We start from the raw sequence: 12,112 nt of genomic DNA on the forward strand, positions 1-12,112 counted from the left end.
ACACGCATGCCGACGACGGACCACTTCACCAAGGCCCCGAAGCCCGCCCGCCGCCACCAGGCCGCCTTCGCCGGGGCCGCCGTCACCCAGGGCGCCCCTCCGGACTTCGCCGTCGCCGGCAACCCCGCCCGCCCGATCCGTCCCCACTGACCCCGCCCGCCCATGGCCACGGGACGGACCGACCCCGAGCGCCGCGAACGCATCCTCGCCGCGACCCTCGACCTCATCGCCGACGAGGGAGTCGCCGGCGTCTCCCACCGGAAGATCGCCGCCCGTGCCGGAGTGCCCCTGGGGTCGATGACCTACCACTTCAGCGGCATCGACCAACTGCTACGGGAGGCGTTCCGCCGCTTCACCGACCACATCGTCGAGCTGTTCGACACCTGCCTCAGCGCCCCGGCCGACCGTGACCAGGCAAGAACCGCGGTGGCCGACCTCATCCACACCCTGTCCGACGGAAGCCGGCGCGACCTGGTCCTGACCCAAGAGCTGTACACCCTCGCCGCCCGACAGCCCTCCTACCGGGAACTCACCCACGAGTGGATGGCCCGCAGCCGCACCCACCTGGAGAAGCACTTCGACCCGGACACGGCCCGCCAACTCGACGCCCTCATCGAGGGCCTGACCCTCCACCGCGCCCTCGCCCGGGAACCCCACAACCGCGCCCTGACCCTGGAAGCCGTCACCCGCATCACCACGACCACCGGCCGGGCCACCTGACCGCGCCCGTGCCGCGCAGACCTGACCGACCCGCCGCACCGGCCACCACTTCGCGTGATGCCCGCTTTGCAGGGTCACTCGGCAGCTGATTCAGGTCGCCGGCCTCCTGCCCGCGGCAGGCCGGACCCGCTTCGACTGGCTTCGGGGCCGAGCGGGGCGCACGCTGGAAACAGGGGGTGACTAGGAGGTGGTTCATCATGTCCACGCTCGTCGGATGGCACGTGGAAATGCAGTTCACCGAGGAGGGCAACCGAACCTCCGCTGCGGCACTGGTCAGGCTTGCCGACGGTACGGAGCTCAGGGGCCGGGGCTACGCGTTGCGTCACCCGACCGACCCGGAGCAGCTGCGGGTGGGCGAGGAGATCGCGGGCTCGCGGGCCCTGGCGGACCTCGCGTCGCAGCTTCTGGAGAAGGCGCACACGGAGATCGACGAGACGACGGGCCGTCACTCGCACCCGATCACCCACTGAGCCGGTAACCGGCGGCGTGCGTCCCCCACTCGGAGAGAGCGTCAAGAAGCGGAAGGTCTCGTCGGCGGCCCGAGGACGCCATACCGTCCTGCCGACTGTCCCGCAATGAACAAGGCGGCCGCGGCACCACACTGCGGCGGCGTCGCCTCGTTCGACTCAGCGCGCCACGCGGTAGCGGTGGTAGGCGATCTTCGAGTTGAAGGTGCGGGTCTCGACAAGTTCGAGATCCACCCGGCGCTCGTCGTGGGGAAAGAACGGAAGGCCACCGCCGACCAGGACCGGGTAGACCCTGGCCCGGTACTCGTCGATCAGATCCGACGCGGCCGCCTCGGCGGCGAGAGTCGCGCCGCCGATCGCGATGTCGCCTTCCCCCGGCTCGGCTCGCAACCGCTCGATCTCCTCCACGAGACTGCCGGAGGCCAGGCGGGCATTGCCCTGCAGCGTCGACAGGGTGTTGGAGTACACGACCTTCGGGAGCGACTTCCAGAGCGCGGTCCACTCGAGCTTCGATTCGTCGAGCGTGGGATCCTGCTCGGCGGTCTCCCAGTACAGCATCGTCTCGTACAGCCGTCGACCCAACAGATGGACGCCGACCTCCCGGATCTCGTCGATCCAGGAGCGGAAGACGTCGTCGTCCGGCGCCGCCCAGTCGAAGCCGCCGTCCGGTCCGACGAGGTAGCCGTCAAGCGAGGTGTTCATCGAATAGGTCACGTTGCGCATCAGAGTCCTCCTCGGTAACGGGTGCGACAGTACGACCGTCGGACTCCGTGGAACTCATCGCGACTCGCGGGATTTTCCGGGCCGTTGAAGACGGCTCCTCAAGTGCCCTGCTCCAGTGGCTGGAAGAAGCCGCCGTGACCGCGGGGACGGCGTCGTCCTCGCGGCTCCCGTTTCGACCGGCGGGCCGGGTCGGCCCGCCGGGGTTGCGGTCAGTGTGCCGTGTTCAGCACCACGGGGGGGTGCCGTTGATGTTCTCGACCCAGCGGGCGGCGACCCAGCCGCCCTTCTTCAGCAGGTACCAGCGGGGGTTGCCGTCCACGAGCTCGCCGTTGGACTTGCACTTGATGTCGATGACGGTGCCGTACGGGATCGAACGGATGGGCTTGTAGTTGGTGTTCGGGGTCTTGCGTACGTTGAGCGCCGGGTGGGCGATGACCCGGCCCCTGTGGGCGACGGCCGCGGAAGCCTGGTCGGTCTGCGCGGTGACGGAGGCCGGTCCGGTGCCTGGCTGCTGGTCGGTGGCGACGGCGGGGGCGGCGAGTGCCGTGCCGGCCAGCAGGACCCCGGCGAGTACGGAGACGATTCCGTGCCCGGTGTGCGGTGCGCTCATGGCGAGTTCCTCGTGTTGTCGGTGAGCAGCCGGGGACTCCCCGGCTGCGACACCTTCATGGCACAGGCAGGGCGCGGCGGGGCCCTGTTTCCTCGGAGGAAACGCCGACTTCCACCCGGATGGGCGCGCAGACCGAGGAGCTTGTCCGCCGCCGACGGGGCGGGTGATCGCCGGACGAGGCGCGGGCATCCACCCGGCGGCCGGGTGGGCCGTGCGTCGTACGCAACAGACCACTGGGAAAAGAATCTTCCGGGTCTTGTCGAGAAGGTGTCATCGGCTCCGACGTTCTCTGTGAAAGAGAGCCCTGACCCCGCGCTTGCGGGGTCGAACAGAAGGAGACGGATATGACCGCCACCGGTTTCGACTGCGTCATCACCCGCACCCTGGAGGCGCCGGTCGAGCAGGTGTGGGCCGCCTGGACCCGAGCCGACCAGTACGGGCAGTGGGCAAGCGCCGAGGAGGTCGTCCTGGATGTCCGGCCCGGCGGCGCCTGGAGTTCCGTCATGCGAGAAGGGAGCAGAACCCAGCGGCGTCCGACTCGGCCCACGGCCGCAGTGTCAGCCGCTCGGTCTCAAGGTGGAAGGGCATCGTCCCGTACGCAGACATACCCCCTACTCTGCCGCACGGGTCACCACCCGTTGGTGTCCTCGTGGCGATGCCTCCACTTCTTGGGGTTCTCGGTCATGGGCTCCCCGTAGAGGACGAACACGACGCCCGCCCAGTGCCTGTCCGCCTGCCGGTCGTCGACTCTGATCCAGCTCTCCTCGACTGCGCCTGCATCAGGAGGGGCGTTGTCGATGACGGCCCTGTATGAGCCGTCCTGGTACTTCCACTCCACGGGCACAACCAGGGCGGCGTTGCTGATGAGAGCCGACCATCATTTCTACTACAGCACGTTCACCAGGTAGTTCTGCACGCGGCTGTCCCTGGCACACGGCCCTTCCGTGGCCGTGTGCCAGGAGGACTTCGCCGCAGGATGAACGCGGCACGTGAACTGCCGGTCCGGCGGCCGATGAACGCCGGTAATGGTTCTGCCGTCGGCAGACCGGCGGGCCGGTACACCAGAATCTTGTCAGCATGGCCGCATGGGAGAGAACATGATGGTTCGTCGGCTCGATCCGGGGTGCTTCATCCGGCCTGCGTCGGAGACCGGCGGCCGGCAGCCGAGAGTTGAACCGGTGCTTGCCTATCTGGTGCGACACGACCATGGCCTGATCCTCTTCGACACCGGTATCGGCAACGCGGACCCCGAGACCGAAGCCCACTACCGGCCCCGACGCCACAGTCTGCGGGGCGCCCTGTCCGCGGCCGGAGTCGCCCTCGACGACATCTCGCTCGTCGCGAACTGCCACCTTCACTTCGACCACTGCGGCGGGAACCCCTCCTCGGTGGCAAGCCCATCCTGGTCCAGGACGTCGAGCTGGCCGCCGCCCGCGAGGGCGGCTACACCGTCGATGAGCTGATCGATTTCCCCGCCGTGACCTATGAGGAACTCTCCGGTGAGGCCGAGGTCCGGCCGGGGGTCTGGATCATTCCAACACCCGGGCACACCCGGGGACATCAATCGCTGGTCCTCCGGCAGGCCGACGGCACCGTGGTCCTCGCCGGCCAGGCGCACGACTTCGCCTCACATTTCGCATCCGACCAACTGGCCCGCCAAGCGGCACTTCACGGCGTGGAGCAGCCGCTGCCCGCCTACCGTCACTGGCTGGAGCGACTCGCCGTCTTCGACCCACGACGCGTTCTCTTCGCTCACGACTGCTCGGTCTGGGAACCGGCGCAGAGCACCTTCTAGGACAGATCGAACGATGCCGCCGCATCGCCCGACCGTGCACCGGCGGCGTTGACCATCGACACCGGCCGGGCGGCGCCCGCGACGCCGCGTACCCGGTAGCACCCTGATCGTGAAGGGCGTCGAGTGCCGTACCCCCCGTTACGGCACGGCGCCCGACTCCGGCGCGCTTGGCCCCTTTGCGCGTGGCGTCGTGTTCCCTGACGTCAGGCGGGTGAGTATGTGCGGACCCAGCCCACTTCCCGCACCGAGGCGATGCGATGGCCGAGCGCGCCGACCATGTCCGCCGTAGGGGCGTCGCACCAAGGTCGTCCCTGCTGCACCGACCGCCGGAGCAGGCGCTGTTCAGCGTCGTCTACGGCCTGGTGCTGGCCAGCGCCCTGGTGGCCGCGCTGGACGCGACGGGCGAGAAGGCCGATCCCGGTCCGGACGCGCTGTGGGTGCTGCTCACCGCGCTGGCGTCGGGCGCCGCCCACGGGTACGCGCGCGTCATCGCCCAGCGTGCCTCCGTCGACGGGGCGGCCACCGTGGGCAGAGTGCGGCTGGTGCTCGCCGAGTGGCCACTGGTCGCCGCCGTGCTGCCCGCCGTGGTGATGCTGCTTGCCGCGGTAGCGGGGTGGTGGGCAGAAGCCACGGCTGTGGACGCGGCCCTGCTGTTCAACACCGTCGCCCTGTTCGGCTGGGGGGCTTGGGCCGCCCGCACCGCCGGGCACGGATGGCCGTCCTCCTGCCGGGCGGGGGGTCTGGACATGCTGATCGGCCTGGTGATCATTGTCGCGAACGCCCTGATCAAGTAGCCGGACCGTGGGGTGACATGTCAGCGAGACAGGGACGGCAGGGGCGTGCGTCCACCGACGGGAACAGCCAAGAGACTGGACTTGCCAGTCCATTTTATGCGTCGCACAGTGGCACCTGTGTCCTGGCGGACCAGAGCCGCCCGTACGGCCAAGGCGACACACGCCCGGCCTTTCGGGTCCGCGGGGGAGAACCACATGACGAGCAACGGAGTGGACCATGTCGATGAGGCTTGAGGGCAAGACCGCCCTGGTGACCGGGGCGACCAGCGATATTGGGCGAGCCATCGCGGAGACCTTTGCCTCCGAGGGGGCACACGTCGTCGTCTCCGGTCGCAGCGCCGAGCGGGGCCGAGAGGTCGTCGACGGTATCCGGGCCCGCGGAGGCCGCGCCGACTTCGTGGCAGCCGATCTGGACGGCAGCCCCGCCGCCTCACAGGCGCTGGCGCGGGAGGCGACGCGGGTGCCCGGCGGACGGATCGACGTCCTGGTCAACAATGCGGGCAACCCAGCCCAGGAGGCGGTGCTCCGATGCCCGCGCAGGCGCCCCACCGCCTCAGGCCGCTCCTTCGGAATCCTGACCCGGCCGTGGCGGACACCACCTCCTGGAGCGGCGGTACCGAGGCGCTGTTCCTGGCCTCCGCACGCCGGCTGGCCGGCCCCGTGCGGGGTGTCACGGTCGTGGTCATCAGCGCCTTCGGCCTCCTCGGGGTGCCGGAGCAGGCGCTGCCCCTGGGGTACGCGCTGTTCGGTCTGATGCTCGCCGGGGCCGCGGTGGACTGTTGGACAGGGCTCACCGGGCGGGCCCCGGTGCTGCCACTGGGTTGCGCCCTCCTACGGGTCGTAGCCGTCTGCGCCGGCCAGGACGCGCTGGGCGGAGCGACGAGCCTGTGGGCCCTGAACGTGCTGACCACCACGGCGATCACCCTCCAGTGGGAGTGGTCCCCGGTGGTGGCCGTGCCCTGCGTCGTGGGGCTTCTCGCCTTCGACCTGACCGTGATCGGCTCCGAGGCCATCGACACACTCGTGCCGCGCCTGGTCTTCGAGTGCTTCCTCGCCCGTCTGGGCTTCATCCTGCTGCGCCGGTCGGGGCGGCGGGTCGACCAGTTGCGCCGCCGCAGTTCGGCACTGGCCCGCGCCGAGGCGCTGGCCGTGGCCCGGCACCGCCAGGAGCGGGAATACCTCGCGCTGCTCCACAACACGGCCGCCTCGACGTTCCTCATGGTGGCGGTGCGCGGCCAGGACGCCGATCCGGACGAGGTCGCCGCGTACGCCCGCCGCGACCTCGCCATACTCACCGGCACGGCGGGCGAGTCCGCCGCGCAGGACAGCCCCGTGGACCTGCCGGTCTCTCTGCGTACTGTCCTGAGCCGCAGCCGGGTCGACGTCCATGTCCGTACCGAGGAGGCCGGCGGACCGGTACCCGCCTCGGTGGCCCTGGCCTTCGTCCGTGCGGTGCACGAGGCACTGGTCAACGTGCGGCGCCACGCCCGGACCGACTCTGCCTCGCTGAGCGTACGCCGGGACGGGAAGCGTGTCGTCGTGGTGGTCTCCGACGACGGAGTGGGCTTCGACCCGGCCGGGGTACTGCCCTCCCGGCGCGGCATCCGCGGCTCGATCATCGAACGGATGGCCGCCGCCGGCGGGTGCGCCACGGTCCGCTCGCGGCCCGGGGCGGGGACCTGTGCACGCCTGGAGTGGCCCGGTGACTGAGCAGCGGCAAACGGCCACCGGGCACGTGTACGCGACGATGCGGATCGTCCTGGTCTGCGCCACGGCCGTCCTGCTGTTCGGCCTGTCCCTGCGCCCGTTGCTGGAAGAGGACTACCGTCACCCGGCCCTGGCCGTATGCGCCTTCGCCGTCCTGGCCGGCGTCACGGGCGCCGGCTCCTGGTGGGCGCTCAGGCGCAGGCCCCTGCCCGTCGCGCTCATGGTGGCGGGCACCCTGCTCGTCCTCGCTGCCGCGACCGCGGCCACCGTGGCCGTCTCACCCGAGCGGCGTTTCCAGGCACCCGAGTGGTCCTTCGGCCTGGCGGGCTGGTACGTCCTGCTGCTGTTGCTGGACCGGGTCCGGGTCCTGGTCACCGTCCTGGCCGCGCACACGGCGATGAGCGCGGGGCTGTTCCTGATCGCGGGCACGCCCGACCGCGCCGCCCTCGGCGCGGCCGGCGCCGCCACCTTCAGCGCGGTCAGCGTGCAGTTGGCCGTCGTCGTGATCACGGGGGTGCTGTGCGGGCGCAGCCGGGAGGCGGCGGAGGCGGCCGAGGAACGCGACCGGCTGCTGACCAGGATGCTCGCGGCGCACCAGTGGCGGGAAAGGCAACGCCACCTGTTCGCCGCACAGTTGGGCACGGTCCTGCCGCTGCTCGCCGCTCTGGCCGACGAGGTCACCGATCCGCGCGACGAGGACACCCGGCGGCAGTGCGCCCTGACGGCCACACAGTTGCGCCGCCTCTTCGCGCAGAACGACGACGTACCCGACCCTCTGGTCCACGAGGTCACCGCCTGCGTCGATGTGGCCGAACGGCGAGGTGTGGACGTGTCCTTCGCCGTCAGCGGTGCAGCCGTCGAACTGCCCCTCCACATCCGCCAAGAGCTGACAGGGCCACTGGTGACAGCATTGTCGGCGGCACGACGGCGTGCCAGAGTGAGTGTGCTGCGCACCGAGGAGGAAGTGCGCATCGCCGTGATCGCCGACGCCCGAGCGGTGGCCGCCACCACCTCCACCGGGCCGGTCGAGGTTGAATACGGCCGGTACGGGCAATTCCAGCGCTTGGAGACGCGATGGCGGAAGTGACCGGGCTGACCGCGGTCATCATCGACGACCACCCCGCGGTACGGGCCGGGATCGCGCAGTGGCTGGCGGCGGGCACGCCGCCGATCCGGGTCGCCGCCTCAAGCGAGAACGTCCGGGCCGCCTGGACCGGCGAAGGCGTCGACGCCGACGTGGTGATCCTCGACCTGCACCTGGGCGGGCCCGTACCCGCGATGGGTGAGCTGCGCAGGCTGACCGAGGCGGGACGGCGGCTCGTGGTCTATTCGATGCGCGCGGACGACGACACCGCCCTGCAGTGCCTGGAGTTGGGGGCGCTGAGCTACCTGACCAAGGCCGAGGGTGCCGAGCATCTCCTGGAGGCCGCCGTGATGGCGGCGGCGGGCCGTGCCTACACCCCGCCCTCGCTGGCAGGCGCGCTGGCCGGAGACCGCTCGGCAACCCGCCCCAGTCTCTCGGCCCGCGAGACCGAGGTGCTGATCGAATGGTTCCAGTCCGAGTCGAAAGCGTTCGTCGGCCGGCGCCTCGGCATATCCCCGCACACGGTGAACACCCATCTCGAACACATCCGCGTCAAATACGCGATGAGCGGCAGACAGGCCCCGACCAAAGCCGCACTCCTGGCACGGGCAATCCAGGAGGGACTGATCGGCCTGGACGACCTGTGAGGGAAATGCCTCGTCCCGCACCAAAGGGTTCGCGCAGGCCGCCGGCCCATCCAACCTGCAGTATCGCCATCACTTGATCTCGATCCGGGGCCGCCGCGGACCGCGACGTGGACGGAGCGGCTGTCCGGCCTGGCTGACCGGTGCTCGATGACGACATGAGCGGGACGGTGATCGAGCTCTCTCCTGCCTTCACGCACAGGGCCACGGCCACCCCTTGGGGGCGGCCGTGGCCCTGTGCTCGTGCAGCTACGGCATCGTGGTGTCTGTGGTCTCCTGGTCCCGGTCGATTCACCTTGTCAGACGTGTGGGGCAGGATGGCGCCATGGCACAGCTGATCTTGCCCCCGTCGGAATCCTGGCGCCTGATCGACGCCTGGCTGGCGGCGCACGTGGCCTCCGATTTCGCACACCTCGATCCACCAGCGACACCGGACGAGATTCGACACGCAGAGCGGATTCCCGGCGCCCGAGTCCCCGGTGATCTCGCTGAGTCCCTGCAATGCCACAACGGCGTGAGCACCTGGACAACCATCCTGCCGGAGCAGTCCCCCCTCGCCTTGAACGGCATCGTGGAGCAGTGGCAGACCTGCATGGACGTCGCGGCAGAGAACGACGGACTGACCCCGCGCCCCTGGGAGGACGAGCCTTGGTGGCACCCACTCTGGGTTCCCTGGGCTGAGAGCGCCGATGGCGCGGCACAGATCATCGACCAACGTCCCGGACCTGACATGGGACGCCTCGGCTGGGCAGGCCACAGCGGTGGCGGTGACTTCACTGAATCCTGGCCCGACCTGGCGAGCCTTCTCCACGCGGTCGCGCAAGCGCTTCATCAAGGCGGAGACGTCCGCGGGCCGCACCCCTACCTCACCACGCAAGGTGGGATGTGGTGGGACGAAGAGGGCTGCCGCGAGCTGCATGGTCACCCGCTGAAGGCCGCCCCGATCGGGCTGCCCTGACTGTTCCCGTCGCAGACCGCTACCCGACTGCTCCTACTTCTCGCGGGCATTCCCAAGGTGTCTGACCCACGGTCGTTCTCACAACGCATCGACAAACGTTCTACGTGGACGTCACTGACTGGCTCCGGCCCGCGAACGAGCGCGATGTGTCCATCGGGCAGTGCCGTCAGGACGAGGCTCACTCCACGTTCTTGTCACCCTTTCCGTGGAGGCGTTGCGGAGAATGCTGTCCAACTCACCTACGAGGTACGGAGGGACCAGGTCGCGGCCCCGCACCGGGGGCGACAGGGGGCGGGGCCGCGCGCGTCGTCAGTCCGTCAGCTGTCGTGCCGCGCCCGGCGACGGCGTACGACGAGGATGGTGCCCGCGCCCGTGACGACCGCTGCGGCGGCCGCGCCCGCGATCGGGAGAGTGGGGGAGGAGGCGCCGGTCGTCGCGAGGTTGCCGCCTGTCGTGGCCGTACCGGCACCGCCGGCCGACGACGGTCCGCCCGTCGAACCCGTCGAGCCCGTCGAGCCCGTCGAGCCGGTGGAACCGCCGCTTGACCCGCCGGTCGAGCCGGAGCCACCGTCCGTGCCGCCGGTCGTACCGCCCGTCGCGCCTGTCTCCCCGCCGGTGACCTCCAGCGTGATGGGGGCCGTGTCATTGGTCTTGTCGGGGTCGAACGGCAGCTTCCTGTTGCTCAACGCCACCGAGCCCTTGGCGCCCGCCACCTTCTTGTCGATCTTCAACTTGAAGGTGAAGGTCGCCGTCTCGAGGTGTTCCTGCGGGCGGGTCGTGAGGCCGCAGTTGTACACCTTGCCCTTGGCCTTGCAGTAGAAGTCGGGCTTGACGACCGACGTTCCGGCGGGAAGCGTGACCAGGACGGAGGTCCACGGAGTCTCCGGCCTCGACCAGACCCAGCCAGGGCCGGTGTTGGTGAAAGTCACCTTCATCGTCACCGTGTCGCCGGGCTTCCCCCGCAACGCCGCGCCCGTCACCTTGTAGTCGGCCGTGTTGACCGACGTGACGGGCACCCTGAACCGGTCCGTGGACCCCGTACCCCCGGTCGGCGACTCGATCAGTTCGATCTCCGGTGCGGTGCCCGGAACCGGATTGCTGTTCTCGTCCGGTGACGGCTCGTAATCCGTGACGGTCACCCATATCTCGTCGTCGAAGGCGTGCTTCTCGGCCTTGACGGCGAACGGCTTCTGCGGCTTGTAGGCGACGCCCGGCTTCACCGCCTTGTCGAACGCGCATATCGCGATCCACCGCTCGGGCATCTCGTCGTACGCACCGACGTACTGCTTCTGGCAGTTGGAGGGAACCTCCGGGAAGGCGAGACCCCGGGTGGCGGTGTACTTGATCCACACCTTCTCGACGGTCGTGGTGCCGTTGTTCACCACGGTGACCGGCAGATCGACCGGGCTCCCCGGTTTCACTCCGGTGATCGGCTTGATGTCTCCGAGGGCCAGGGAAGGCGGCGTCTCGTCGCCCACGGCAGCGGGAGTGGCGCCCAGCGCGACAAGCCCGGCGGCACCGAGGGTGGCGATGGCGGAACGGGGGACGCGGCGTCGGTACGGCGGGGTCGGCATTGACGGAATCCTCTGTCGAGACAGCGCTGAGCGTAAGGCGTTCAGCGGAACGGCCACCTGTACCCCCTAGACACTTACCGGCCCCGAACAGTTGCACGTGTCGGGCCGGATTGGGGTAGGCGCGGTTCCTGCGGGAGGCGTACGCCTTACCGGCCCGCACACGATCGGCCCCTTCAGCGAGGCCGCCGCCCTGCTGGACGCACCTCGCCACCGCCGAGCAGCACCGGATCGGACGGAGGCGAGCCGGCCTGCTCGGATCTCGCGGATCCGGCGCTGCGGGCGGCGAAAGAAGACGCACGGCGCCACGGAGCGAACGCGTTCAGGCCCGGTGGCAGACTCTCTCGACCAGGGTCTGCCAGCTGTCCCCGAGCGGGCGGGCGCGCCGCTCGAAGGCGGCGTCTGCCTCGGCGCTCGGCTCGGGGCCGGTCCCCGGCAGCGCCAGGAAGATCATGAAAGGGCCTTCGAGGGCGCTGGTGAGCTGGATGGTCAGGCTGTTGAGGTCGGCGACGCCGGTGCCCGCCTGGCCGAGCAGCATGCGGATATGGGCCTGGGTGAAGGCGCTGCCCCCCTCGGCGGGAACAGGCCGGTGGTGGTCCAGGGCGGAACGGACGATCGTGATGTGGCTTGTGAGGAAGGCGATGCGGGCCCGGCCGTAGGCGACCATCCGCTCCAGGGGGCTCGCGCCGGGGCCGAGCGGAGGCGGGCCGGCCAGGACCTCGCGCTGGAAGGCGTGCTCGTCGTCGTCGAGCAGGGCGTGGAAGATACCGGCGCGGGTGCCGAAGCGGCGGTAGACGGTGCCTTTGCCCAGACCGGCGCCTTCGGCGAGGCCGTCCATGGTGACCTTGTCCGCCCCCAGCTCGGCAACCATCTCGCGGGCCACCGCCAGGAGCTGCTCCCGGTTGCGGGCGGCGTCGGCGCGCTCGGCGCGCGGCCGTCCAAGAGACAGGGGCGTTCGATCCATACGGCAAATCTATCCCCGCTTCGCGATCTGTCCGGGCGGCCGGAATATAACCGGGGTGGAGTCCGCTTATGCTGT

The 12,112-nt window shown here is 70.0% G+C and carries 14 protein-coding genes and 3 pseudogenes; 11 read left to right on the forward strand and 6 right to left on the reverse strand.

The window, feature by feature from the left end; all coding sequences use genetic code 11:
• Positions 1 to 6: 6 nt before the first annotated feature.
• From SSPS47_RS33060 to SSPS47_RS33070, 3 genes are all read left to right on the forward strand, one after another.
• Positions 7 to 150: a hypothetical protein gene (locus SSPS47_RS33060; protein ID WP_164254102.1), complete on the forward strand. Its 144-nt coding sequence runs from the start codon at positions 7 to 9 to the stop codon at positions 148 to 150.
• A gap of 12 nt (positions 151 to 162) precedes the next feature.
• Positions 163 to 720, forward strand: coding sequence for a TetR family transcriptional regulator (locus SSPS47_RS33065; RefSeq protein WP_147878018.1), 558 nt, complete (start codon positions 163 to 165; stop codon positions 718 to 720).
• Between the two features lie 197 nt (positions 721 to 917).
• Entirely contained in the window at positions 918 to 1,190 is a 273-nt protein-coding gene (locus tag SSPS47_RS33070; RefSeq protein WP_147878017.1) for a DUF1876 domain-containing protein, read from the forward strand.
• 156 nt (positions 1,191 to 1,346) lie between these two features.
• Here SSPS47_RS33070 and SSPS47_RS33075 read toward each other — a convergent pair whose 3' ends face one another.
• Positions 1,347 to 1,910, reverse strand: coding sequence for a dihydrofolate reductase family protein (locus SSPS47_RS33075; RefSeq protein WP_164254103.1), 564 nt, complete (start codon positions 1,908 to 1,910; stop codon positions 1,347 to 1,349).
• 223 nt (positions 1,911 to 2,133) lie between these two features.
• Positions 2,134 to 2,520: an SH3 domain-containing protein gene (locus SSPS47_RS33080; RefSeq protein ID WP_164254104.1), complete on the reverse strand. Its 387-nt coding sequence runs from the start codon at positions 2,518 to 2,520 to the stop codon at positions 2,134 to 2,136.
• A 344-nt stretch (positions 2,521 to 2,864) separates the two neighbouring features.
• On the opposite strand from SSPS47_RS33080, the pseudogene SSPS47_RS35855 reads away from it, so the two are divergent.
• Positions 2,865 to 2,975, forward strand: a pseudogene (locus SSPS47_RS35855) (SRPBCC domain-containing protein); the annotation flags it as partial.
• A 49-nt stretch (positions 2,976 to 3,024) separates the two neighbouring features.
• Here SSPS47_RS35855 and SSPS47_RS35860 read toward each other — a convergent pair.
• Positions 3,025 to 3,126 (reverse strand): annotated as a pseudogene (locus SSPS47_RS35860) (GNAT family N-acetyltransferase); the annotation flags it as partial.
• Positions 3,127 to 3,148: 22 nt separating this feature from the next.
• Positions 3,149 to 3,358, reverse strand: a complete 210-nt coding sequence (locus tag SSPS47_RS33090) for a hypothetical protein (protein ID WP_164247442.1) — start codon at positions 3,356 to 3,358, stop codon at positions 3,149 to 3,151.
• A 247-nt stretch (positions 3,359 to 3,605) separates the two neighbouring features.
• Here SSPS47_RS33090 and SSPS47_RS33095 point away from each other — a divergent pair.
• The 7 genes and pseudogenes from SSPS47_RS33095 (at position 3,606) to SSPS47_RS33125 (ending at position 9,502) form a co-directional block, all read left to right on the forward strand.
• Positions 3,606 to 4,315 (forward strand): annotated as a pseudogene (locus SSPS47_RS33095) (N-acyl homoserine lactonase family protein).
• A 257-nt stretch (positions 4,316 to 4,572) separates the two neighbouring features.
• Positions 4,573 to 5,109 (forward strand): hypothetical protein, encoded by a 537-nt coding sequence (locus SSPS47_RS33100; protein WP_164254106.1) that lies wholly within the window; start codon positions 4,573 to 4,575, stop codon positions 5,107 to 5,109.
• 217 nt (positions 5,110 to 5,326) lie between these two features.
• Positions 5,327 to 5,863 (forward strand): SDR family NAD(P)-dependent oxidoreductase, encoded by a 537-nt coding sequence (locus tag SSPS47_RS36115; protein WP_275405184.1) that lies wholly within the window; start codon positions 5,327 to 5,329, stop codon positions 5,861 to 5,863.
• Entirely contained in the window at positions 5,818 to 6,819 is a 1,002-nt protein-coding gene (locus tag SSPS47_RS33110) for an ATP-binding protein (RefSeq protein WP_275405202.1), read from the forward strand. Before SSPS47_RS36115 ends, SSPS47_RS33110 begins: the two co-directional genes overlap by 46 nt.
• Positions 6,812 to 7,903 (forward strand): hypothetical protein, encoded by a 1,092-nt coding sequence (locus SSPS47_RS33115; RefSeq protein ID WP_239065166.1) that lies wholly within the window; start codon positions 6,812 to 6,814, stop codon positions 7,901 to 7,903. The genes SSPS47_RS33110 and SSPS47_RS33115 overlap by 8 nt, the downstream gene beginning before the upstream one ends.
• Entirely contained in the window at positions 7,891 to 8,547 is a 657-nt protein-coding gene (locus tag SSPS47_RS33120; RefSeq protein ID WP_164254107.1) for a response regulator transcription factor, read from the forward strand. Before SSPS47_RS33115 ends, SSPS47_RS33120 begins: the two co-directional genes overlap by 13 nt.
• 322 nt (positions 8,548 to 8,869) lie before the next feature.
• Entirely contained in the window at positions 8,870 to 9,502 is a 633-nt protein-coding gene (locus tag SSPS47_RS33125) for an SMI1/KNR4 family protein (protein WP_203557990.1), read from the forward strand.
• 317 nt (positions 9,503 to 9,819) lie between these two features.
• On the opposite strand, the gene SSPS47_RS33130 is transcribed toward SSPS47_RS33125, so the two are convergent.
• On the reverse strand, positions 9,820 to 11,076 hold the full coding sequence (locus SSPS47_RS33130) for an LAETG motif-containing sortase-dependent surface protein (protein WP_164254108.1): 1,257 nt from the start codon (positions 11,074 to 11,076) through the stop codon (positions 9,820 to 9,822).
• A gap of 319 nt (positions 11,077 to 11,395) precedes the next feature.
• The gene (locus tag SSPS47_RS33135; RefSeq protein WP_164254109.1) at positions 11,396 to 12,037 is read right to left on the reverse strand and encodes a TetR/AcrR family transcriptional regulator; all 642 of its coding nucleotides are present in this window, start codon (positions 12,035 to 12,037) and stop codon (positions 11,396 to 11,398) included.
• Positions 12,038 to 12,112 lie beyond the last annotated feature (75 nt).

Source organism: Streptomyces sp. S4.7 (assembly GCF_010384365.1).
Taxonomy (GTDB): Bacteria; Actinomycetota; Actinomycetes; order Streptomycetales; family Streptomycetaceae; genus Streptomyces.

Bases quoted from the DNA above. Each gene is read 5' to 3' on its own strand.
- SSPS47_RS33060 (WP_164254102.1), top strand. From the start codon at position 7: ATGCCGACGACGGACCACTTCACCAAGGCCCCGAAGCCCGCCCGCCGC.
- SSPS47_RS33065 (WP_147878018.1), top strand. From the start codon at position 163: ATGGCCACGGGACGGACCGACCCCGAGCGCCGCGAACGCATCCTCGCC.
- SSPS47_RS33070 (WP_147878017.1), top strand. From the start codon at position 918: ATGTCCACGCTCGTCGGATGGCACGTGGAAATGCAGTTCACCGAGGAG.
- SSPS47_RS33075 (WP_164254103.1), bottom strand. From the start codon at position 1,910: ATGCGCAACGTGACCTATTCGATGAACACCTCGCTTGACGGCTACCTC.
- SSPS47_RS33080 (WP_164254104.1), bottom strand. From the start codon at position 2,520: ATGAGCGCACCGCACACCGGGCACGGAATCGTCTCCGTACTCGCCGGG.
- SSPS47_RS33100 (WP_164254106.1), top strand. From the start codon at position 4,573: ATGGCCGAGCGCGCCGACCATGTCCGCCGTAGGGGCGTCGCACCAAGG.
- SSPS47_RS36115 (WP_275405184.1), top strand. From the start codon at position 5,327: ATGTCGATGAGGCTTGAGGGCAAGACCGCCCTGGTGACCGGGGCGACC.
- SSPS47_RS33120 (WP_164254107.1), top strand. From the start codon at position 7,891: ATGGCGGAAGTGACCGGGCTGACCGCGGTCATCATCGACGACCACCCC.
- SSPS47_RS33125 (WP_203557990.1), top strand. From the start codon at position 8,870: ATGGCACAGCTGATCTTGCCCCCGTCGGAATCCTGGCGCCTGATCGAC.
- SSPS47_RS33130 (WP_164254108.1), bottom strand. From the start codon at position 11,076: ATGCCGACCCCGCCGTACCGACGCCGCGTCCCCCGTTCCGCCATCGCC.
- SSPS47_RS33135 (WP_164254109.1), bottom strand. From the start codon at position 12,037: ATGGATCGAACGCCCCTGTCTCTTGGACGGCCGCGCGCCGAGCGCGCC.